This window comes from Bacillus sp. FSL L8-0199 (assembly GCF_038005705.1).
Classification (GTDB): Bacteria; Bacillota; Bacilli; order Bacillales; family Bacillaceae_G; genus Bacillus_A; species Bacillus_A cereus.
Map to the genome: position 1 here is coordinate 238,554 of NZ_JBBOTS010000003.1, position 23,292 is coordinate 261,845.

Below are 23,292 nucleotides of genomic sequence, written 5' to 3' on the forward strand. Positions count from 1 at the left end.
TTATTAGTACCATTGCAGAAATGCACTGTATATAGTATTATTTATCGATGTTAAATACTATATATTGAGAAGGAGTGAATTTTATGAACAACTCAGACAATGTAAAACAGCAAAAAAATACTTTATGGACAACTTTTGATAAAATTATAAACAGTAACGATCAAGACTTAATGCAAGAAAATGCAAATGTTGATGGTCGATCTCCAATGGGAATGATGGGAACATTTGCATCAGAGAGCGCAAAACTTTATGTAAGGGAACATTTGCTTTCTAAACAAGTAAAACAAGCTATTAATCAAAATATTTTATACCCACACGATTTAGATTTTTATGCAACAGGAACAACCACTTGTTCACAAATTCCTTTAGCACAATTGCTGAAAAAAGGGTTCCACACTGGACATGGCCATATGAGACAACCACAAGATATTAAAAGTGCATTAGCACTCTCGTCTATTATTCTTCAAGCTAATCAAAATATGCAGCATGGTGGGCAATCTCTTGCCATGTTTGATATAGATTTAGCACCATATGTGAGGAAAACATTTGAAAAAAATAAGAAAAAGTTAAAAGACTATCCGCTAACAAAGGAACAAATCGAAGTGTTTGCATGGAAAGAAACAGAAAACGATACATATCAAGCATGTGAAGCATTTATTCATAATTCCAATAGTATGCATAGCCGTGGTGGTGGACAAGTTCCGTTTATTTCAATTAATTACGGAACAGATACATCAAAGGAAGGAAGGCTATTAATTAAACAATTACTACAGGCAACACAAGCGGGATTAGGAAAAAGTGAAACTCCTATTTTCCCCATTCAAATTTTCAAGTTAAAAAAAGGTGTGAATTTTGAAGAAAAAGATCCAAATTATGATTTATTTGAACTTGCATTAGAAACAACAGCAAAGCGATTGTTCCCTAACTTTTCATTTTTAGATGCGCCATTTAATGCAGCGTATTATAATGGGCACCCAGAAAGTGAAGTATGTTATATGGGTTGTCGTACTCGTGTGATGTCTAATATTCATGGTGAGGAGACAGCAATTGGCAGGGGAAATCTATCATTTACCTCTATTAATCTAGTAAAATTGGCTTTAATAAATGATTCAAAAGAGGGATTTTTCGAATCGTTAAATCATTATATCAAACTTGGCATTCGTCAATTGCTAGAAAGATATTCATATCAATGCACAAAAAAGGCAAGAGACTTTCAATTCCTATATTCACAAGGGATTTGGCGCAATGGAGAAAAACTACAACCGGAAGACTCAGTTACTGAGATTTTAAAGCAAGGAACATTGAGCCTTGGTTTTATTGGACTTGCGGAATGCTTGGTTGCCTTAACAGGAAAACACCATGGGGAAGATAAAGATTCATGGCAACTTGGAAAAGAAATTGTTACCTTTATGAGAAATAAGATGGACCAAGCAACAGAAGAACATTGCTTGAATTTCACTTTAATTGCAACTCCTGCCGAGGGACTATCAGGGAAGTTTATCAAAAAGGATTGTGCTGAGTTTGGAACTATTACAGGTGTAACCGATCATGATTACTATACAAATTCATTTCATATTCCAGTTTATTATCCTATTCAAGCAATTAATAAAATACGTTTAGAAGGACCGTTTCATGCTCTTTGTAACGGTGGTCATATTACGTATATTGAACTAGATGGGGCGGCAGCGCATAATCAAATGGCTTTAAAACAAATTGTTCAAGCAATGGCACAGTATGAAGTAGGATATGGTTCAATTAATCACCCAGTGGATCGTTGTAAATGTTGTGACTATAATGGAGTGATTGAAAATGAGTGCCCTAGCTGTGGAAATATAGAAGATCATCATATTGAAAGAATTCGCCGTATTACTGGATATCTTGTAGGGGACATGTCAAAATGGAACAATGCAAAGCGTAGTGAAGAAGCAGATCGTGTGAAACATAAATGAAGGTAATGAATATTATTCATGATAGTGTAGTAGATGGTGAAGGATTACGGACAGTTGTGTTTTTTGCCGGTTGTCCGCATCATTGTTTAGGTTGCCATAACCCCAAATCATGGAATCTTTATAATGGTACCGAGATGAGTGTGAAAGAAATTATAAAAGAAATTTCCACAAATCCTCTAACTGATGTAACATTTTCAGGTGGTGACCCATTTTTTCAAGCTATCGAGGTCAAAGAAGTTGCAAAGGCTGTAAAAAGTTTAAACAAAAATCTTTGGATTTACACTGGCTATACACTAGAAGAGATACAAAACTCACAAAACAAAGATATGATTGAGCTGTTACATTATGGAGATGTTTTAGTTGATGGAAGATTTGAAATCAAAAAAAGAGATTTGACTCTTCCATTTCGCGGAAGCTCAAATCAACGTATTATACGCCTAAAATAAGTATAATTCCCTTGCTTTTTTTCAATTATTAGTCATCACTAATCCAGTATTTATGAGCGGAAAGTATCTGCTCATAAGTACTGGAAATATACAATAAAAAAATTTATAAAACAGGTTAAAAAAAAGAGACATGCTCAATTCTTACACTTTTTCCGCAATGCTTTTGGAACATATATACAAAAAGGTTCGCTTTCCATGTAATCCCCCGTCATCGCAAATGCCCTAGAACGAGATCCCCCACAAACATATCGAAACTCACAAACACCGCATTTTCCTTTATAATTGTCTGGATTACGAAGACTTTGAAAAACAGGAGAGTTTCGATAAATTTCAGCTATCGGTGTTGATTTAATATTCCCGGTTTTAATTGGCAATAGCCCACTTGGGTATACATCTCCAATATGAGAAATAAATACAACTCCATTTCCATCATTTACTCCTTTTGGAGCGCGTCCAAATTCATTAACTCCGTCCGTCATCCCTTCCATCAATACATCTCTATATTGAATAATTTGATCTATCTTTTTAATTCCCTTCATTTTTTCTTGAAGAACAACGCGTCTATAGTGCTGAGCAGCTGTGGTTTTTATATCAAAAGAAACAGTTTTACTAAGCTGATATAGCCAGCGGAACACTCTTTCATGTTGAATTGGTGAAATCATATCTTTCTCTTTACCACGTCCTGTTGGGACTAAGAAAAATACACTCCATAACACACAACCTAATTCTTCTACTAAATTTGCGATATCTTTAAGTACACTCAAATTATAATTAGACACAACTGTATTAATTTGAATAGGGATTTTTAATTCATTTAAATGATGAATTGCATTCATTGTTAATTTAAATGACCCCTCTGTTCCTCTAAAATGATCGTGTACTTCAGCTGTTGGTCCATCTATACTAAATGCCCATCTAGCAATCCCAATATCTTTTGCTTTTTTAATCGCTTCTTTAGTAACCTTTGGAGTAGCACTGGGGGTCATGGAAACCCGAATACCTTTCTTCACCGCGTATTCAGCAATATCATATATATCCGAACGCATTAATGGATCCCCACCAGTAAAAACCAGCATCGGATTATCCATTTCATATATATCATCAATTAGTTTTTTTCCTTCTTCTAATGTTAACTCAAAAGGATCGCGATAATGCTGAGCTTCAGCACGACAATGTAGACATTTTAATTCACATGCTCTTGTTAACTCCCATATTACAATAAATGGGTTTTTATTATAATCACGATTTGTCAAAACGAAAGCCTCCCATCAACTTACATACTATATTGTAAAATTATATGTTCATTTATGTTGTGAGATTTATCACGCATAAGTTTTTAGCAATTAAAAATCCCTCACCAAATAGATCAAATTAAGATAAAAAAGCACTCACCTATAAGTAGGAGAGCGCTTTTATTTTAAAAATATCTTAAAAATTTATATTTTATATTTTTTTTATATAAATTTTATTTATTTATTATTTCTATTAGATTTCATCAAGTCATCTAGTAATAAATCTAATTCTCTACTATAACAAATTACCTTTTCATGAGTGAATCCATACTGCTTAACAAGCGATATTAATTCCTCTTTTTTTTCAATTACTTGATTTAACTTCTTATAATTAGACATAGCTTTGTACACTCCCATCTTACCTTCATACAGGTCATCTAGGCAGCATTTTTGTTAGATGTTCTATTTAAAACAATGCTGTTTATAATATATATTTCCCCTTAACACCCATATACAATATATTTACAAATATCAAATACAAAATCTATGAACTTAAAAAGTTATACCTACTTAACTTATTACACACCTTTATATGCTTGTTTATAGACTTCTTTTAATTCTGAAATCAATGGGAGTTTCGGATTTGCTGGTGTACATTGATCTTCAAATGCTCTTTCCGATAAGACATCCACAACATTTTCAAATGCTTCTTGTTTTACTCCTTGTCCTGCAATACTCATATTAATATTCAATTCTTTTCCAAGGCTGATAATTGCTTGTACCAGAGATTCTACCCCTTCTTCTACTGTACTTGCTGGCAACCCCAATGTTCTTGCAATATATGCATAACGTTCATCTGCCACAAAATGCTCATATTTTGGGAACAATGCATGTTTTCTCGGCTTAATAGCATTATAGCGAATTACATGCGGCATTAAGATTGCGTTAGCGCGTCCATGTGGAATGTGAAATTCTGGTCCAAGCTTATGCGCCAAACTATGATTAATACCAAGAAATGCATTTGCAAAAGCCATACCTGCAATTGCAGAAGCATTATGCATTTTCTCACGTGCTTCTTCATCATTTCCATTTTTATATGCTCTTGGTAAATATTTAAATACTAGATCAATGGCTTTTAAGGCCAATCCATCTGTATAGTCATTTGCCATAATAGACACGTATGCTTCAATTGCATGTGTTAACACATCCATTCCAGTGTCTGCTGTTACATGAGGTGGCACTGTCATTACAAACTGTGGATCAATAATTGCTACATCTGGTGTTAATTCATAATCAGCAAGTGGATATTTTATATTATTTTTTTTATCTGTAATAACCGCGAATGGTGTCACTTCTGACCCTGTTCCTGATGTTGTTGGAATCGCAACAAATTGTGCTTTTTGCCCTAGTGTTGGAAATTTACATGTACGTTTTCTAATATCTAAAAACTTTTGTTTGATTCCAAAGAATTTTGTTTCTGGATATTCATAAAATAGCCACATTCCTTTTGCTGCATCCATTGCTGAACCTCCGCCCAATGCAATAATTACATCAGGTTTGAAGCTTCTCATCATCTCAGCACCCTTGAATACTGTTTCATCTGATGGATCTGGTTCTACCTCTGAGAAAACACCTACTTTTACATCATTTAAATGCTGTTGTAAGTAATGTGTAACTGTGTCCACATATCCCAGTTCTACCATTCCTGGATCCGTTACAATGAATGCTCGTGAAATGTTTGGCATCTTAGCTAAATATTGTGTCGCATGTTTTTCAAAAAAAACCTTAGGTGGTAATTTGAACCATTGCATATTATTTTTTCTATTCGCCAAACGCTTTACATTTATTAAATGTGTAGCTGTTACGTTTTGAGAAACAGAATTTTTACCGTATGATCCACAACCTAATGTTAAAGATGGAATAAATGCGTTATATATATCACCAATCCCACCTTGTGCTGATGGTGAATTTACAATAAGGCGACAAGCTTTCATTCTTAAACCAAATTGTTTTTGTACTTCTTTATTTGTAGAATGAATAACCGCTGAATGCCCTAAGCCACCTAAATTTAACATTTCTTCACAGTATTTAAATCCTTCTTCTTGTGAATTTGCTTTGATACAAGCTAATACTGGGCTCAATTTTTCACGTGATAGTGGATATTCTGCACCCACTCCCTTAATTTCAGCTACAAGTATTTTTGTATCTTCTGGTACCTTAATGCCTACTAATGATGCAATATAATGTGCTGATTTCCCAACGATATCACTATTTACTGCACATGTATTTTCATTAATAACAAGCTTCTCTAATTTTATTCTCTCTTCTTCGGTAACAAAATAACAATTGTTGTCTTGCATTTCTTTTTTTACACTATTATAGATTTCTTTATCTACAATGATTGCTTGTTCAGAAGCACAAATCATACCATTATCAAATGTTTTTGATAAAATTAAATCATTTACAGCTCGTTTTACATGTGCTGATTTCTCTAAATAACAAGGTACATTCCCAGGTCCTACTCCTAAGGCCGGTTTCCCTGTAGAATATGCTGATTTCACCATTCCAGCACCCCCGGTTGCAAGAACAAGTGCAACCCCCTCATGGTTCATTAATCTTTTTGTTGCCTCAACAGAAGGTTTTTCGATCCATTGAATGCAATTCTCTGGTGCCCCTGCCTTAATTGCAGCATCTCTTAAAATTTTAGCCGCTGCAACAGAGCAACGCTGAGCAGATGGATGAAAAGCGAAAATAATTGGATTTCTTGTTTTCATTGCAATAATTGCTTTAAACATAGTAGTTGAAGTGGGATTTGTTACTGGTGTCACACCAGCAACTACACCTACTGGTTCGGCAATTTCAATGACTTCTTCATGTGGATCTTCATGAATAATTCCTACAGTCTTATCTTTTTTTATGCTATGCCAAATATATTCAGTTGCAAATATATTTTTTGTACATTTATCCTCATACACACCTCGACCAGTTTCCTCTACCGCCATTTTTGCTAATGGCATATGTTGGTCTAATCCAGATAGTGCCATTTCATGAACAATATGATCTACTTGCTCTTGCGTATAAGATTCTAGTGCTTTTAGTGCTTCTTTTCCATTTTCAACTAAAGTATTAACAACTTCTTGTACATCATTTTCATCTTTAATTACTACGTTGACCATTGCTTGTACTTCTTTTTCATCTGTCTTGTTTGTCATATTAAAGCCTCCAGATCACTATAAAAATAGATTTAAAATGTTGGAACTTATTGTTTTCATCTTGCCTATTAAGTAAAAGCTCAAATCATGTGAAGTATTTCACAAATAATAATATGAAATTTTCAACTACTCCTACTATACATGAAATGACTATTTTTTATTGTGTACTTTTTGTGAAGTATTTCACAAATATTTATAATAATTCTAATCAATAATTACTTATTTACACCATCAATATATACAATTACATTCTCAGTTGTATTATTTCTCAATTCAATGTACACCTCAGCATTAAAATACAATATTTGTTGATGCCTTAATATCTCAATTTCATTATCAATTATAACCATTGTTTCACCGAAAACTGCATACATGCATATATCCTTGTTCAAATATTTTGGTATGACAACATTACCTGACGGATTAATGAAAAAAAATGATGGAAATGTATTTTCAGTTTTATTAATAATTGTTTTGAATACATCATCATTTAATCCCATAGGTGTTACATTTTTTAGTTGCATAAATATCACTCCTATTCATGTATAAAAAATTTAATAAAGTATAATAAATTTATACTCTATTTTTACAAACTTATAGCTAGGATCTTGACTTTGCCTATAAGTTTATAACTATTAATTTCCTAAAGCAACAGTAATTCATCTCCGTGTAAAGAACTATTAATTTGTTATAGTACGTAAATCTCTTTGTGGTGGTAACTATACCTAAAATGATATTTAACACTTATATGTAATTTAGTTATTATTATTTAATGTGTTTAGTAGTTAAAAATTTTTATTAATAAATTTTAAAAACATTAGTATATATAATATAAATAGTTTTTTATTTAAAAATATATTGTTTGTCCCCATCCTATCTGAAATATTCCCCCTTTTCTTAAAATCTTATATAAATATATATCTTATATATATATTAAAAATATAAAGATAAAACTTATATAGGTTCATGAAATATAGAATAAAGCTTGCTATGACAATGTTTTTAACATGCCCTACTGTAAAAAATCATAAATGGTATGTAATGGGAGTGTAAAAATAGACTTTGTTGTACCATCCTTTCTACATAAAATCATAAAATAATACCACTATTCCTACATAAAAAATGAAGAAAAATAATTCACTGATAAGTATATTTATTCACCCATAAATAAGAAGATATTCTCGATAGTTGTCCCCAATTTGTAGTTATTTGTACACAATCTATACACAATAATCATAATTTAGTCCACTTAATTCAGTTATTCATATTTAATCACATAAAACTTGATGAATTTTAGTAGATTTACTTATGGAACCCTTATATAACAACAATGGTATGATATTTTTATTCACAAATGATACTTTTTATAAACATATCCACTAAAAATTTAATTTTTCTTATGATTTTATGTAGAGTAAAATCTCTATTTATATAGGTATTGGATACCTTTTCAAGTTACTATTGTGGAAATTAAGAATGATGAATAACTTTTATTGTATAAAAGTGCATAAAAAAAGACTCTATTTTCAATAGAATCTTTTAGAAAAGTATATAAATGTATCTAATAGAAAGACTTTGAATGATAGAGCCAACACGAATAGCCCTCTACTTTGATTTTTTTTCAAATATAGAGAGCTGAAAATGATTACATTTCTTCCATTACTTTTAATACCTGTTCAGTTGATGTTACTTGAATTCCAGTACGTATCAGCTGTTCCAAGGCACGTATAAAGGTAATTAAATTTATGCTACCAGGTACTTCAATTACCCTTAGCTTTTCTTTTGGTAATTTATCTATCTTTTCAATGAACAATTCACGTACATCGCTAGGAATAAAGCGTTCCTTATGTCCTTTTATTTTTAGAAGTTCACGCATTTCTATTTCTAAAGCCATATAAGCATTTAGATTTGCACCTTGTTCATAAGCGTATTTTCTAAATAATGTTTCTTCTTGATATCTTAGATAATTACGATGGTAAGATTCCTCTGTAACAGGTACGGCAAATTTGTTCTTTAATAACTCAAATGTTTTACGGAACAGCTTCTTGATGCTTCGGCGAGAGTACATAGAGAAATGCAATCCGAAATCAAATATAGCTTGTTCTTTTTGTTTTGCTGGTACGTGTTGTGTAATAAGAGGATAAATCCCTTCTTTAGCTGCGGTATCAAGAATATGATACTGTGATGTTTGATTCAGTAATTTTTTCAGTGTATATACTAACTTACTTGGATATTTTTCAGTGCGATCAATCATGTCACGCAAACTATGTATTACACTACGGATTTGTCGATGACAGGTATTTTTAAGTACATGAATAAATTTATTCATGTCTCGTGTAAATTCCCCAATATGCATTTCTTGTAGTGTAGATTCAATAAATCGGGCTTTACGGGCATATGTAACCTTTGGAGTAAAAGGATCACGATACTGTAGTTCGCCTGATTCTTTTCCACATAAGAAGTCTGGATGAATAGATAAAAATAAAGTCGTGTATTTTTTCTTGTTTTGAACCCCTTTTTGTAGTTTACAGATTTTGAATAGTGGAGTTCCTGTACAAGGCAATACAGTCGTTAGTTCTTTCATAACTGCACGAATTTGATGTGGATACTTCTTATGTAGAAAGCGGTACATTCCACCAAAGTGAGTCTTATTACCTCTTTCATCCTGTTTGTCTAAAGAACGTTTTAATGTAGTTTCTCTATGCTGTTGCATAGCAATATCTAAGAATAGCTTCTTAGATGCTATTGAAAGTTCAAAGAAAGCCTTTGTAAAGACTACAGGACTAATGTAAACATAAGGATTTGCTTTTTCTGTTTCTTCATTCATAAAATGAGTTATTTTAATTGTGTATCGACTATCTAATTCATTTTCAATCGTAATAATGTTATGTAGGCTTAATTTTCTTAATGCAATATAGAATTGAGAATGCTGTATACATGCCAATTCTTCTTTGTATTGTTTATAGTCTTCCCAAAGCATATGTACTGTTACGTTTGGAATAATACCATTCGTATAGCATTTTTTATGTAGATAAAGGAATACTTCAAGATCTGCATTTGTAATACCGTACAATTTATGTTTTCTTCCCATTGTCTTTGAAATAGTATGACGTGAAAAAGATGGCTTTGCCTGTGCAACAAATCCATCGATATCCGCAATACGTTCTTCATACGACATTTGATTAATAATATCTTCAAGGTATGTATCTTTATAGCTATAGTATTTTCCTTCCAATGCATCAACAAGTGCTTGCCAAGATTTTAATGTAACGATAACCGCATTAGTAGATTGTCCATTCAGACTACGTTGATTACGAATAACAAATGATTTGCTCATCTTTTTCACCTCCTATACAAATTAAAATATACATATCCGTACAATATAAAATATACCGATTTTAATTATAGCAAATCAAAATTCGATGAAATGGGTCCCTTTAAGAGCAAACATGAAAAAATGAAATGTACGTTAATCCCTTTCATATCAAGGGGTTTCGGGTTTTGTTCTATTTTTTTTATGGACATGATATCACTATGGATTTTCATGTTCTAAATAAACAAGGAAATGAGTTATAAACTGCTAATAAACGTTGTCCTAATGGGATTGGAAGCTTATTTTCATAAAAACATAAGGGACATGATAGGGCTGTGGATTTTCATATTTCTATTTATTACAATTCACGTGAAAATCGTTAATAAACATTGATGTTAAAGGGATTTATATGAAATTTGTTATCTATAAAAGGGACGCGATACCGCTAGGATTGATTCATCTTTTCAGATAGAAAGGGACATGATACCGCTATAAATTTTCATGTTCTATAATTCCCTGAAATTTGAGGAGATGTTGTATAAATGCATGGTATATAAGGGATTTAAGAAGATTTATTAAACACGAAAGGGACATGATACCGCTATAAATTTTCTTGTTTCATACCTTGAATATAGAAGAAACCCTTTTGTATCAAGGGTAGAAAAGATTATGAAAAAAAATATATAGTTTAATTTCATGAAACATGTAAGACTGGATTTTTTCATGTTTTAGTCAAAAGGGACATGATACCGCTATAAATTTTCACTTTGTATGTAAACTTTAATGAGTATTACCATATATACAAGGGCAATTTTAAAACATGAATAACCTAGCTTTTTCATGTTTAATCAAAAGGGACATGATATCGCAAAAAAATTTCATGTTTCAGCTAATTCCTTGAAAAATATTAGGTTTCTTATAACGTCTTGCCTTTTCCAAATGGATACAGTCTTGTATAATCAGTAAAAGAAGTGGTTATAAGCATACGTGCTAGATTATCACTAAGGGATGGTTGGCTAGAACTTACTGTATTCTTTTTTATTTTCATGAATAGGAACATCATAAGGCTATATAGATTTAAGTTTAAATCATTCTCAATTGTAAATTAAATAAGGAGAAGGATATATATGGATAATGTTCTACAATTGTTTAAAGATGCATTAGTAATATCAGCACCTATCTATAAACATAATGAACAATTGTGGTATAAATGGAATGCTTATTACTTAGAAGTTAAAGAAGATACTAGTAGGATCGTAACTTCGGACTATTTTTCCCCATCATTTTCAATGCTTGTACAGTGGCTTGAACAGCAACAAAAAAAGGGAATCTCCTCTTTGGAAATATTCACCAACATAGAAGCTTACCAAATTGAAATTGATGTGGCGATAGGATTATTTGTGGAGCAAGAGTTTTCAAGAGCAAACAATGAAACCGTGCAGGAACCAAAGGAATCTAATACAAGTTTAGAGCACGAGAATTACTATGAAGTGAATAATTCTGCGGTTTATTATAAATTAAGAGATGGCATAGCAAAGAATCAATTTGAAGAAGATGAAAATACAAAGTTGAAATCTTATCCAATTGAAACGAAAGATAGTAGTGGAGTTGCACAACTTTCTTCACATAAAGATGAAGATTTAAGATTAATAAATATTGAAGAAGCTGCTCGTTGGAATACATTGGTTGATGGTGTAATGAGTAATATGGATGATTTAACTGCTGACTGTTTAGATGCAATTACTATTCAGTGGTTAAAAGAGGCAAAGTCTCCTGATGAATTCATAGATTTTTCATATAATCAGGTATTAGAAATGTGTAGCATACCTAAAGCAAAGGCTAATAACACAGAATATTATCGAGCAGAAGATAAAATAAAGGTTGCCAAACGTATTGCTGCCTTAGCAAGTATTTTTATCTATTTAAATGATGATAATGAGGTAGTTGTATTAAATGATCGAGCTGAAGCAGGTAAACATTATGAAGTAAAGCGAGAAGTTATTAAGAGGCTTTTTGTATTAGATTCTGTGGTACTCTGGAGAGATACTAACACTAACGAATATATGGGGATAGAATCTTGCAGGATTAAGCCAGGGAGCTTCTTATCAAGTTATTTATATGGTTCTAGTAGTACAACGGCACTATTATCAAAAAAAGCGTTAGAATATAATAGTTATAGACATAAATATCATAAGAGATTGATTCGTTATTTAACTTGGCAATGGAGAATTCGTCAAATGTTTTCTAGTTTAAAAAGGCCTTACTCTATAGGAGGAGATAAGGGATTACTGGCTGTCATGGGTATAAATCAAAATCAAAAGCCAAATCGTATCCGTGAACAGTTAGAAAATGTTCTTATTGATTTAGAGAAGGAAAAGGTAATATCACATTGGGAGTACAGTGAAGATTTAAAAGAGGAAATGTTAACAAAGAAGAATTGGTTTAAGAACTATTATGCTCAGTTAGGTATAATCATTTTACCGCCGAAAGAATTAATGAATTCAATAGAAAAAATAGCGAAGAAAAAAACAGTAGAGATCATACAAGAAGAGTCTCCAGTGAAAATAGAAAATAACACTTTAGATGTTGATGATTATGAAAATTCAATTAGAGAAAAAATATCATTCTTCCATGTGAATAAAAATATTACAATGCGAGAACTTTCAAAAGAAATAGGTATATCACAACCTACCCTTTCTAGGTTTTATAATAAGAAAACAAAACGCCTTTCAGGCACGGCTAAAGATAAATTAAATCAGTGGTATAAAAGACAAATTATTATCGATAAGATGTAGAAAAAGCTTAACTCCATGATAAAAAAGAGTCCCTAAAATAGGGACTCTTTTTTATCATGGAGTAATAACGCTAGCTACCAAATAAATTGGCCGTATCCAGATCTTCATATTCATCTTTTAGTACTGCTTTTTCAGTTGTTGATTCATTTTCTATATGTGTATCTTTAGAAGTAGAATTCTTTTCATTAGATGAGATTATTCTATTTGAATCAGCTACCTCTTCTTCAATTGCTTGGCTTTCTTTTTGAATAGTAAGGTTTGAATTATTTAAAAGTATACGCTTAACATCATTTAAAAAGTCTTTATCTTGAAGTAAAATTTCTTTTTGCATTTGTTGCTGTATCTTATAATCAGCCACGTCTTGTAAACCGTGTTTATCAATAAAATAGCAAACAAGTTTATACAAAGAATCGGCTATATTGCTTTGTGACTCGAACCATTTAAAGAATTCTTCATTCTCAATCTTCTTGAGGTTCCAGAAGAAGGATTCTCTTTTTTTGTCGGACATACTATTTCACCTTTTTTCGAGAAAGAATTTTCTTGATAATTTGCATCCCCTTAGCATTCATATCTACAGCGTATTTCTCTGGAATCCACAATAAGTACATTCCAACTCGCTCACAATACTCTAATAATTGATTATATAATTCATCTTTAAAAGTAATACTTCCCCCACCATACACACATAAAACTTCAGCTTCACTGGCTGTATTGTTTACATATTTTTCATCTGTATCTTCTAGGATTAGTTCAGCTTGTTCCACTTTTGTAATATTAAAGTGGGTTGTTGCCTCTTCATGGTATTTATGATCTATATCTTGAAGAATTTGAGAGAATTGTTGGCGTTTAATGTTTGTGCCACGTTCTTGATTTAATAATTTTACAGCTTCTTCTGTAGCATGACCGACACCACGTCTTTCACCGCTACAAGCATCAATTACGGGGTTCACGCCAACTGTATAGATATACTCAGTTGTTCCATCCCCAATATCAGCATGTAGAATCTTTTTGTTTTTAAAGAAAGAGCCGTCAATTTTTTTGATTTCAAGTTTTTTTGCATATAGTTTAGTGAAATCAGTAAACATCTCCTCTTCCCCTTCAAGAATTGCAAATAACGGAGGAACACCCTCTTGTGTAATGTTTGCACTATTAAATGTTAAGCTAACCGTTACCTGCTCTTCTCCTACATAAACCACTACAACATGATTTGAATTAGTAAAACGCTGTTCTAAATGTTTAGCGTTTACGGGTGTCCATTGGCTTGCTGGGATAGCTGAAATAAGGTCGACAGTCACATTGATTGATTGTGGTAGTTCTTCTGTGCGTTCCCATTCAAGTTGAACTGATTTGTTTGCAATTAATCCTAGCATATTAATTAGAGGCAAATCATCATTGTATTTTTGACCGACTTTAATGTTCATGTTTTTAGGATTTTTCCCTGTTAACATCGCTCGATTACCAATGAAATACATTCCGGATCTTCGAATTGATTTACTAGCAATATTCACGAACATATTATCTACTAAATTAACTACGTTTTTTTGGATGTTTGTCTCTGTAACATTAGGCATTGAGTAAACACTTTGATATACATTTTTCATTTTTATGTATTCACCATTGATGTAACCTTTAAATGAATCGTTCCCAATATCACCTTCTATGTCTATATGAAGAGTTTTGCCTTTTAAACTTGCCATTATACATCACCTCTATGAAATTTATTTCTAATTTATATCTAATAAATATATTATAACCTATAAAACCTTTAACAACAAGGGTTTTATAAGGTTTATGAATAAAAAATATACTTAAAATATAAAATAGATATAAAATAAATATAAAATAAATATAAAAATAGATAATAAATCGAGATGTGTTGGGTTGTTTCGGGAGATTTCTGATCTTTTGTATTTTTTAGATATGTATTAGATATCTTTTGGATATCTATAAAATATAAAAGGCGTTATTGGTGGGAGGAATACGTTTGTCGAAGATGCCTTTTAAAATATCATGTTGTTTCTATGGTTTACGAATAGACTATTGATGATATATTTTGGGAATCCAAGGGATATCTAGTGGAATGAGGTATACATTTTAATCAGGAGGAAGAAAATTAGAAAGCAAATAAGATTAATTACGAATATGACTTATACATACTTGAATAGTTAAAATGGTTAGCCGAATAAACGTTATAAAGGTGTTATTTCGGTGTTTGATATTATGTGAACGCTAGGCGTTATTAATGCGTTAAACCCCTTTATATCAACGATTTCAATGTTTTTTATAAACAAATAGCTGATAAAAGAAATGAGATTGGAAGATTAGATGTTTTTTGGTGTAGTAACGCATTGAAAGACGGTTTTAAACTGAGATCTTTACTATATAAGTTTGTTTTTGGCTATTTTGATGATAACTATAACTAAAAGACTAAAAAAGTAGTATGCAAATTAACCCTCTACATATCAAGTTACAATATGTATTTTGTTGTATATGTTCTATTTGTATCTGCAGCACTCCTTTAAAAGAATAGAGAATCTATGAAATTTGATTTGAATATAAAAATTGAACAGGATTAATTACAGATTCATATATATTTGCTAAACAAACGTTATTATGGTGTTTATCTGGCGAACTTAGCAGATGAACACTAGGCGTTTTTAAAGCGTTAAACATTGTAATAGCAACATTTAAAGGTGGTTTTAAAGAGAAAATGGTTTACGTAATGATAAAACCTATAAATTTATTTTTCGAGCTCAATAATAAAAAAGTAGTTTATATAGGCTGTAAAGAATTTCAATTGAAGTATTTCTATATAAAAAATCACATAGATATTAAAGTAGTCTCTACATACATACTTAAATCATAGTGGCAATATAAAGCTATGTTGAAAAGGTGTTTTTTAGGAGGTTCATTGGTAACATACTTTGAAAAATAAAACTACTTTCTGAAGCAACTAATATAATATGATTTGGGATTGGATATATATCTAGGGTGTTAATCGATTTACATACTTTTACTGTTTATAGTAGGAATGTAGTAAGTGATCCTCCGTGAACGCATAGCGTTCACAGAGGATCACAGGAATGCTGGCTTAAAGTTTAAAAGTAAGATATTTAAATAGATAATGAATAACCTTCAGTGCTCTTGTTTTATTTTTGAAATTAACTCTAAATTTTTGTGGTAAGACATCAAATTTTTTAACCAAAATTATATATTTAAGTTTCTTAAGTTACATTAAATACAATAGTTTTATTATATGAACGTTTTAGAAGTGTTATTTAGGCGTTGTTATTTTGTAATGGGGCCTACTTGAATCAATTTTTAGTTGCATATTTACATATTAATTAATTCGATGTTTTTGATGGATAGAGCAGAAGCTTCGGTAAAGAGATAATATGAGTGTAATTTAAAAGAATCTTCTTTTTTATATAAGGAGATTCAAGATAGAAATCTTAGTCCGGAGAGAAGTACGATGGATATAAGCATATGTTTTTTGAAATGAATTACTCTAGTCCAAACAAAATAAAATTCTACAAAAGAAACAAACGAACGGAAATATGGTTATAATAGATGATCAAACAAAAATATCTATAATCTATAGTGGAACGCTGTTTGTAAAGCCTATGAATTAGTACGACTGTTAGATGATACATAAAAGAATTAATGAAAATTGGTACTTCTGTTGAGAATGATGTGGGATTAGGAATAAAAGAAGTCTTTTTATTTATAAAAAAGCTAAATTTGTTCCAACAGTAGAAACTAGCTAATAAAAACAAAACGTATTCTTTTCAGAAGAACGAATGATACTTTGAACTGGCATATGTAGTCTAAAGAAGGCAATAATTTTTTGATGTATCTTAGATGTAATTTCAATAACGTTGGAGTCGAAGGCAAAATGTAATGAGGAGAAAGTTATAGTTATATCTAATCGCATGCTTTAGGCATTTATTTTAGAGGTTTTACGAATGAATTTTTCATTATTATGGCATATTCTATAATAGATATATTAATCAAGGATTAACTAAAAAAATAAATCAATTCATTTCTAGCTTTACAATATAATTATAAAAAAATAGAAAAATTTTATAATGGGATTTATGAGTGTAACGAAAGTTACTATCACACATTGAGGGTTTCATGAACGTTATAAAAACGGTCATGAAACCCTCAGAAAATATTTTTAACACTACTAACAATTTTTTGTATAGGATGTATTTAATATGAGAATACTATTTATGTGAAACTGTGACCTCTTAACAATATTGCGATCTATTTAATATATGAGATTACTGTTTTATCCTGTTTTTCATAATTTCGTCAAGCATGGGACGATAGTTTACAATTGCAATGAGTTTTCTGCAACCAACATCCTATCTTAAGAATTCATAAAAAGCAATATCTACAATTATATGATAACAAGCCAAGCATTTTGGCTTACGTCAATTGGCATACACCTACCACGTTCACATTTTTGAGGAAATGGTTCTTTGTCAGAGATTGATAAAATTTATGCAATAATTTTGAGAGTGCTACTTTTAAGCAACTATGCTTTTAAATGATGTTACCAAATCGAAGATGTTATAAATTTAAATTATTAATCCTAACTATAATCTATAAAGGTTAAGTGAATATTTTAAGGTATCGGGATTCTTGGAGAATCTAAACGTTATCAAAGTGTTATTTTAGTGTTTATTTTCACGTGAACGCTATCCGTTATTTTACCGACTAATCCCTTAACTACAACGTTAGGAGTTATTTAAAGAGTGTTACACCTAACAGATGTATGAATAAATAAAATAAGGATTCATATGATGTTTTGTTCCATTTGAATGATAAAAATAAAATATATCTATACATAAATTAGTATTCTATATATTACTTAATTATTATAATATAATATATTTTATAATTAGTACTAAATGTTATAAAAACAATTTCAACTAAATGAAGTAAAAATATATCGTATTAAATTCTTTAAACAGGGATCAACTTGCAAGGAGCAAAGTATAATCTTCCAAGGGCGTATTTCAAGAAATCCACTAATTTTAGCTGTGTTATAGATGTTCATGAGAGTTTCATTCTTATAACACACATTATGATAAAGGTATTAACACAAGTTTAAATCATAAGAAGGAAGTATTTTATTTATAAAGTATATGAATTACGAGAATAGCCACCTAACAAATAAGAAATGGAGTGTCTTTTTATTTAATAATCTTGCATCTCCAAACATCCTTACAGGCTGTTTGAGGCGCAAGATGTTTAATACTGTAGGAATAAAAAAATGAACGCTTACGAAACGTTAATTTAACCATTCGTAAAACGTGAACGCATAGCGTTCACAAGGAATTCGGCACATTAATATTATACGTTTAGATATATTTATATCTAAACGTATAATGTGGCTTTAGGATAGATATGTCTTATTTAACAGTGTTGATAACGCGTATAAATTAGTAATAATGAACGCTGCGATGGTATGGTGCTTTTTTATCATTACAAATCTTAAGATGTATCCTAAGTTAATGTTAAGCTTAATATAACAAATACAATCTGATAAATTTATTAAAGTAGGCTGGAGATATATGAAGTATCTTTGGAATCCATAAGGCAGGACAAAGGGATAAGTAGTTGTGATTATGCTAAAATCTTTTTAACTTAAGTGTTATTAAGTGTTTTTTATGTGAACACTACCCGTTTTTTTGGCGTTTATCTCTTTAATATCAATATCCTGAGTTGTTTAAAGGATACAATATATGCTAAAGCAATATATAAAATCTGATAGGGTGTATCAATTAATAGTCCATAATAAAGCTGGATGTTTCTATGTTGTACTAATTAATGAACGTTATAATAACGACCCTGACTATGCTATATATGTTATAAAGTATTTTAAGCAAGTGGTATGAAATAAAGTAGTTGCTAAATTAAAAATAGTTGATGTTAGTAGACTATGTTCGAAGTATGATTACGGAAATATAGACATTAATTGGCGTGTTCTTCCTATGGCACATATCTTATTAGCAAAGTTTTAAATTATAAGAGCGATAAGAATCGTCTAAAAGGCCTAGGAGCTATGTGATAGCGGCCTAACAAATTAAAGAATGGAAAATTTTCTTTGTTTAGTGTTTTGAACTTGAAACGATCTGTAAGGATATTAGATGGCAAGTATTTTAATACAATAAAAAAACGCTATGAGCGCTTACAAAACGTTAATTTAACGTTTTGTAAATAATGAACGCTATGCGTTCATTAGAGATTCAGTGCATAAATATAGTAGTTTTCCTTTAAGGACGACATAATGTAACTTTAGAAGTAAAAGATATGGCCTTTAATAATAGCGTTTATAACGCATAGGATTTAATAATAATGAATGCTGTGATTGATGACATTTATATGAAAAAATTTAGTCTGGCAAAATGAATTAAAGAAGACTAGAAAAAACATGGAGTTTCCTATACAGGTTTATTATGTGGTTAAGAAATTAGAGGATTTGTCAATCTTACCTAAAAATTGACAAAGTAAACACTTAACTAATTTTAGGAAATAGGATTAACATGTTTTTATTAGCGATATAAAGAGTTTTTTGAATCCATAAGAAAGGTCCAATAAGATATGTTAAGAAAAATATATTGGACAACTGAGTACCTAGTATCCTTGAGGTAATGGATACCTAAGTACAGAAGCCAAACGGTTTCTAATTCAGTAGGCTATCCCGATAGTTCTTATGTTTAGCTTCATTTCTAAGATTGAGCGCTGTGTTACGATCTCTATCATGACGTGTGCCACAATAAGGATAATCCTACTCACGAATGTTTAGATTTTTAGCATCTATGTTTTTATAGTTGCAATTGGAACATAATTGACTAGAAGCAAATGTTTTAGATATTACAACTAATTGTTCACTACACCACTTTACTTTATATTTCAACATTGTTTGAAATTGTGACCAAGACATGTCACTAATCGCTTTTACAAGCTTTCTATTTTTGAGCATACCACTGAATTATAAGTATTCTTTACCAATGACATGATGCTTTTTGATGATTTTAGTAGAAAGTTTATGTAATTAATCAACCCTTATAATAGCATCATGTATCACAGGCTATTTATTCTAGTTAGGATTAGTAACACAAGTTGTAAAAAACTACACTCTTCGAAATTTAACAAGAAAAAACGTATCATAGAATTTTTTTTTACAAAACTACATATTCGTGTTGTAAGGATGAGCAAAAAAAAAACGGTAGCTACCGCTTTTTTTGCTCAATTAGATATATTTGATAAAAAACGTATATCTGATTTAATTTAAATTAAATAAACGTTGAATGAACGTTTTTTTGGTGTTATCTTGCTGTTCTTGGCGATCTTCATTTAATAGTTCAATTGCTTTATCCAGTTTTTCTTGTAATAACTGAATCTGTAGATCTTTGTCTTCTTTTTCTGAGCGTTCCTGTAATAACAATTTAATGATATCTTGGTTTTGTTGTACAATTTTATCTTGTTGCTCAAGCATGTGAGAAAATTTTTCTTGAATCATCAAAATATCAGTTTCTGAACGTTTTCTGAGCGTTACTTGAACTTCATTTTCCTCATGAACGCTATCCGTTTTCTGAGCGTTCTCTTCAGTATTTTCCATGCTTTCCATACTTCTTGTTGCAGCTTCTTCTAGTTTCCAGTTTTGATTTAAGTATTCTTTCATTTGCTTTAAGATATCTATATCATTCTCATAGTAAATTCGTTGATTACGCTCATTTCTTTCAAATATATATTCCATTTTTTCTAGTTCAATTGACCATCTGCGAAGTGTATTGGTGTTTATATCTAGTTGTTTTGCTACTTCTTGTGCAAAATATCCATATTCCAAACTTCACACCTCCATTATTTGTATGTTAGATATTGATTCGTTCTTGAAAAGATCTTTCCTTTAAGAGTAGAAATTTTTATAGGCAGCCATCTAATCATTTGTACTCATATCAGTTTGTTTGTATACATACTTATATATTAAGTCAGTCTATACATCTAGCGTTAATATTTTTCCAACAATGAACGCTATTCGTTCTAATAGCGTTCATTGTTGGAAGTGAACAAGTATTTATACAACATTAATGTACATAGGAAACTATTTTAAAACTAACTATTAATATTAGAAGTTTGTTGCTGATATAAGAATTTTACTAGATATTTGCAATAGAATCAAAGCTTTCATTAATAGAATTAGCAATTAAGTACGGTTTTTATAGTACATATGCCTAAAAAGCTTTATTTATATGTGAACGCTATGCGTTAAAGTAGCGTTTTATTGTTGTATGAAAGCATGTATAGGTATTGTTTGAATTTTTAAAAGATGCTGATATTATTTGTTGGGTTTTGAATCTCAAACAGGGTTATTTTTATAAGTGAAAAGTAATGAGGATATTGGGAGATGAAATATATTAATTAAATATTAAATAATCATAGCTAAAAAAACTTAATTTGAGGTTTCATTTGTATTAGTATGGACCAGATTTCTGAATAATATACATTATAAATTTGATATGAAATGTAGATGTGTATAGGAAGATGAAAAGGGGGGCAATAAATCTAGACGTTTATTAATCTTACTAGTAATTAGGGTGAAGGATTTCAAGAGTCGTTAAAAGTAATAGAACAGATGCTAGAACAAAATGTAGATTGTACTATAGTTGAAGAGGGGGACGAAGACGCTTGTATAATGAAATCAGTTGTTAAGACAATTCGTAAAATAAGTTATTATACCTTTTAAAGAGTGAAATCAATGAGTACGAAGATTTTAAAGAACATAGGTAATTTAGAAAAAGTTAATTCAATATTATTGAACAATTTTGATGAATAACAAAAGACCAGTGTAGTTATATAACCAATAGAATCATATTTTAATCGATTGTTTAAAATATGAATTATGCCAAATTATATAAAAAGTTAGGGAATCTTTTAGAAAATATGCTAAGCCTCCCTAAAAAGTTACAAATAGATGCAAAGTACTATATTTAATAAATCTTGTTTTAGAAATTAAAATAAATAAAAACATTAGAATTAATATTTGGGCCATAATGGTTATTGTATCAAGGTATTGGAGATTTTTACTTAGTAAATTTCTAAGTAAATAGTTTAGTAAATAATAATTGAATATACTGTATTCATAAGGTTTAAATTTTATAGTTGAATTAAAAAGAAAAAACTATAGTACATAGAAAATATATATGATTTATGAGTTGTTTAATTGAAGACCAACAAGGTCATAAAGAACTATAGGAAGACATTACAAATAGCCTTGCTGTATATGTTTTTTTTCAGCAAGGCTATTTGTAATTGGATTTTTTTGATTTTAATCGTGTTCTTCTAGAAAATTATAGAAAACAAATGTATGACTATTAGTTGTATCTGAGAGTGACCTTGTATTTTGTGCATTACGTTTTCTACGTTCTTGCTTCTGTTTAGATTTTTGATTAAACATTTTTATGAAATGTGCAGGATTACTGTTTTCAGCTTTATTAAACTGGAACCATTGCACACATTCTTCAAAATCCCATCTTGTGTAGCGATCAATATCCGGTGGCAATCTTAAAACAATTGTATACGCATCATTTTCAGATAGGTATGTTAGCTCTTGACTCAAAATGTAGTAATACGCTCTTTTCTGATCTTCACTCAAATAATCATTTAATTCTTGTAATCTATTATTTTTTCCTTGTTTCTCATGATTGACAGCAGGTTTTGATTGCTCTTCAATGCTGAAAAAATCTAAGGAAGGTGAAGGTTTAAAATTGTTTTTTTGCATAAATTCAAGATTTGTTACATCAGAGTTTTTACTAATTTTGTTCTTTAAAAATCTAGTAAAAGTAGCACAAACATCAATTGCTACAGCCCATTTTATCTTGAAATATTCAACAATCTTTAAATAGTTATTATGTATTGTTAAGATGTAAACAGAGGGGGCGATCTTTCCATGTCGTCTTACCTTTATTTGTTGGCATACTCCTAAATCTTGCAGCCAATTAAAAACGTAATTAATAATAGGTTTTGAAATTCCAGATTTTTTGCTGATGTGTTCTTGTCTAACTTGACTATAGCCTTCTTGTACTAAATAAGATAAAACAGTCTCTAAAGCTTCGTATTTCCTTTTGGTAAGATAATCTTTTGTGGTAGCACCTTCACACTCTAGGACAATACTATCAATATAAGAAATTATTTTCTTGATTTCTTGATTGATAGCTCCAGGAGTTTTAGATAAGTGATGAATGTGGGGACTTAGTTCCGCTTTTGCTCGACTTAACAAAAAGTTTCGTGAAATCACAAAAAAACCTCCTATTTCTCCCACTAAACACAT

The 23,292-nt window shown here is 30.5% G+C and carries 12 protein-coding genes and 1 pseudogene; 3 read left to right on the forward strand and 10 right to left on the reverse strand.

Annotated elements, in window-relative coordinates:
• The first annotated feature begins 83 nt into the window (after nucleotides 1–83).
• Together NST86_RS31450 and nrdG are read left to right on the forward strand one after the other, a co-directional pair.
• Nucleotides 84–1,949 carry an anaerobic ribonucleoside triphosphate reductase gene (locus NST86_RS31450; RefSeq protein ID WP_001065549.1) on the forward strand — a complete coding sequence of 622 codons (1,866 nt, stop codon included), beginning with the start codon at nucleotides 84–86 and terminating at the stop codon, nucleotides 1,947–1,949.
• The gene (gene nrdG, locus NST86_RS31455) at nucleotides 1,946–2,395 is read left to right on the forward strand and encodes an anaerobic ribonucleoside-triphosphate reductase activating protein (protein WP_000867051.1); all 450 of its coding nucleotides are present in this window, start codon (nucleotides 1,946–1,948) and stop codon (nucleotides 2,393–2,395) included. The genes NST86_RS31450 and nrdG overlap by 4 nt, the downstream gene beginning before the upstream one ends.
• A gap of 134 nt (nucleotides 2,396–2,529) precedes the next feature.
• Here nrdG and NST86_RS31460 read toward each other — a convergent pair whose 3' ends face one another.
• The 5 genes from NST86_RS31460 to NST86_RS31480 form a co-directional block, all read right to left on the reverse strand.
• Nucleotides 2,530–3,648 carry a TIGR04053 family radical SAM/SPASM domain-containing protein gene (locus NST86_RS31460; protein ID WP_086391232.1) on the reverse strand — a complete coding sequence of 373 codons (1,119 nt, stop codon included), beginning with the start codon at nucleotides 3,646–3,648 and terminating at the stop codon, nucleotides 2,530–2,532.
• Between the two features lie 216 nt (nucleotides 3,649–3,864).
• Nucleotides 3,865–4,026, reverse strand: a complete 162-nt coding sequence (locus NST86_RS31465; protein ID WP_002099070.1) for a Spo0E family sporulation regulatory protein-aspartic acid phosphatase — start codon at nucleotides 4,024–4,026, stop codon at nucleotides 3,865–3,867.
• 179 nt (nucleotides 4,027–4,205) lie between these two features.
• Entirely contained in the window at nucleotides 4,206–6,803 is a 2,598-nt protein-coding gene (gene adhE / locus NST86_RS31470; protein ID WP_074596623.1) for a bifunctional acetaldehyde-CoA/alcohol dehydrogenase, read from the reverse strand.
• A 251-nt stretch (nucleotides 6,804–7,054) separates the two neighbouring features.
• Nucleotides 7,055–7,363 carry a hypothetical protein gene (locus NST86_RS31475; RefSeq protein WP_001176239.1) on the reverse strand — a complete coding sequence of 103 codons (309 nt, stop codon included), beginning with the start codon at nucleotides 7,361–7,363 and terminating at the stop codon, nucleotides 7,055–7,057.
• Nucleotides 7,364–8,484: 1,121 nt separating this feature from the next.
• Nucleotides 8,485–10,176 carry a hypothetical protein gene (locus tag NST86_RS31480; protein ID WP_000045390.1) on the reverse strand — a complete coding sequence of 564 codons (1,692 nt, stop codon included), beginning with the start codon at nucleotides 10,174–10,176 and terminating at the stop codon, nucleotides 8,485–8,487.
• 1,103 nt (nucleotides 10,177–11,279) lie between these two features.
• Between NST86_RS31480 and NST86_RS31485 the strand changes: the two genes are divergently transcribed.
• Nucleotides 11,280–12,947, forward strand: coding sequence for a helix-turn-helix domain-containing protein (locus NST86_RS31485; RefSeq protein ID WP_000370964.1), 1,668 nt, complete (start codon nucleotides 11,280–11,282; stop codon nucleotides 12,945–12,947).
• 70 nt (nucleotides 12,948–13,017) lie between these two features.
• Here the strand turns inward: NST86_RS31485 and NST86_RS31490 are convergent, their stop codons facing one another.
• The 5 genes and pseudogenes from NST86_RS31490 to NST86_RS31510 form a co-directional block, all read right to left on the reverse strand.
• Complete coding sequence (locus NST86_RS31490; protein WP_001280892.1) at nucleotides 13,018–13,455, reverse strand: hypothetical protein; 438 nt, start codon at nucleotides 13,453–13,455, stop codon at nucleotides 13,018–13,020.
• Between the two features lies 1 nt (nucleotide 13,456).
• Nucleotides 13,457–14,644: a ParM/StbA family protein gene (locus NST86_RS31495; protein ID WP_000157614.1), complete on the reverse strand. Its 1,188-nt coding sequence runs from the start codon at nucleotides 14,642–14,644 to the stop codon at nucleotides 13,457–13,459.
• A 5,000-nt stretch (nucleotides 14,645–19,644) separates the two neighbouring features.
• A pseudogene (locus NST86_RS31500) lies at nucleotides 19,645–20,016 on the reverse strand (RNA-guided endonuclease TnpB family protein); the annotation flags it as partial.
• A gap of 231 nt (nucleotides 20,017–20,247) precedes the next feature.
• Nucleotides 20,248–20,811, reverse strand: a complete 564-nt coding sequence (locus tag NST86_RS31505; protein ID WP_000455692.1) for a MerR family transcriptional regulator — start codon at nucleotides 20,809–20,811, stop codon at nucleotides 20,248–20,250.
• A 1,479-nt stretch (nucleotides 20,812–22,290) separates the two neighbouring features.
• Nucleotides 22,291–23,259: a Replicase RepFR55 gene (locus tag NST86_RS31510; protein WP_086424276.1), complete on the reverse strand. Its 969-nt coding sequence runs from the start codon at nucleotides 23,257–23,259 to the stop codon at nucleotides 22,291–22,293.
• Nucleotides 23,260–23,292: the final 33 nt, after the last annotated feature.

What these genes read in the sequence shown, in the direction of transcription:
- NST86_RS31450 (WP_001065549.1), top strand. Translation starts at nt 84, where the DNA reads ATGAACAACTCAGACAATGTAAAACAGCAAAAAAATACTTTATGGACA.
- nrdG (WP_000867051.1), top strand. Translation starts at nt 1,946, where the DNA reads ATGAAGGTAATGAATATTATTCATGATAGTGTAGTAGATGGTGAAGGA.
- NST86_RS31465 (WP_002099070.1), bottom strand. Translation starts at nt 4,026, where the DNA reads ATGTCTAATTATAAGAAGTTAAATCAAGTAATTGAAAAAAAAGAGGAA.
- adhE (WP_074596623.1), bottom strand. Translation starts at nt 6,803, where the DNA reads ATGGTCAACGTAGTAATTAAAGATGAAAATGATGTACAAGAAGTTGTT.
- NST86_RS31475 (WP_001176239.1), bottom strand. Translation starts at nt 7,363, where the DNA reads ATGCAACTAAAAAATGTAACACCTATGGGATTAAATGATGATGTATTC.
- NST86_RS31480 (WP_000045390.1), bottom strand. Translation starts at nt 10,176, where the DNA reads ATGAGCAAATCATTTGTTATTCGTAATCAACGTAGTCTGAATGGACAA.
- NST86_RS31485 (WP_000370964.1), top strand. Translation starts at nt 11,280, where the DNA reads ATGGATAATGTTCTACAATTGTTTAAAGATGCATTAGTAATATCAGCA.
- NST86_RS31490 (WP_001280892.1), bottom strand. Translation starts at nt 13,455, where the DNA reads ATGTCCGACAAAAAAAGAGAATCCTTCTTCTGGAACCTCAAGAAGATT.
- NST86_RS31495 (WP_000157614.1), bottom strand. Translation starts at nt 14,644, where the DNA reads ATGGCAAGTTTAAAAGGCAAAACTCTTCATATAGACATAGAAGGTGAT.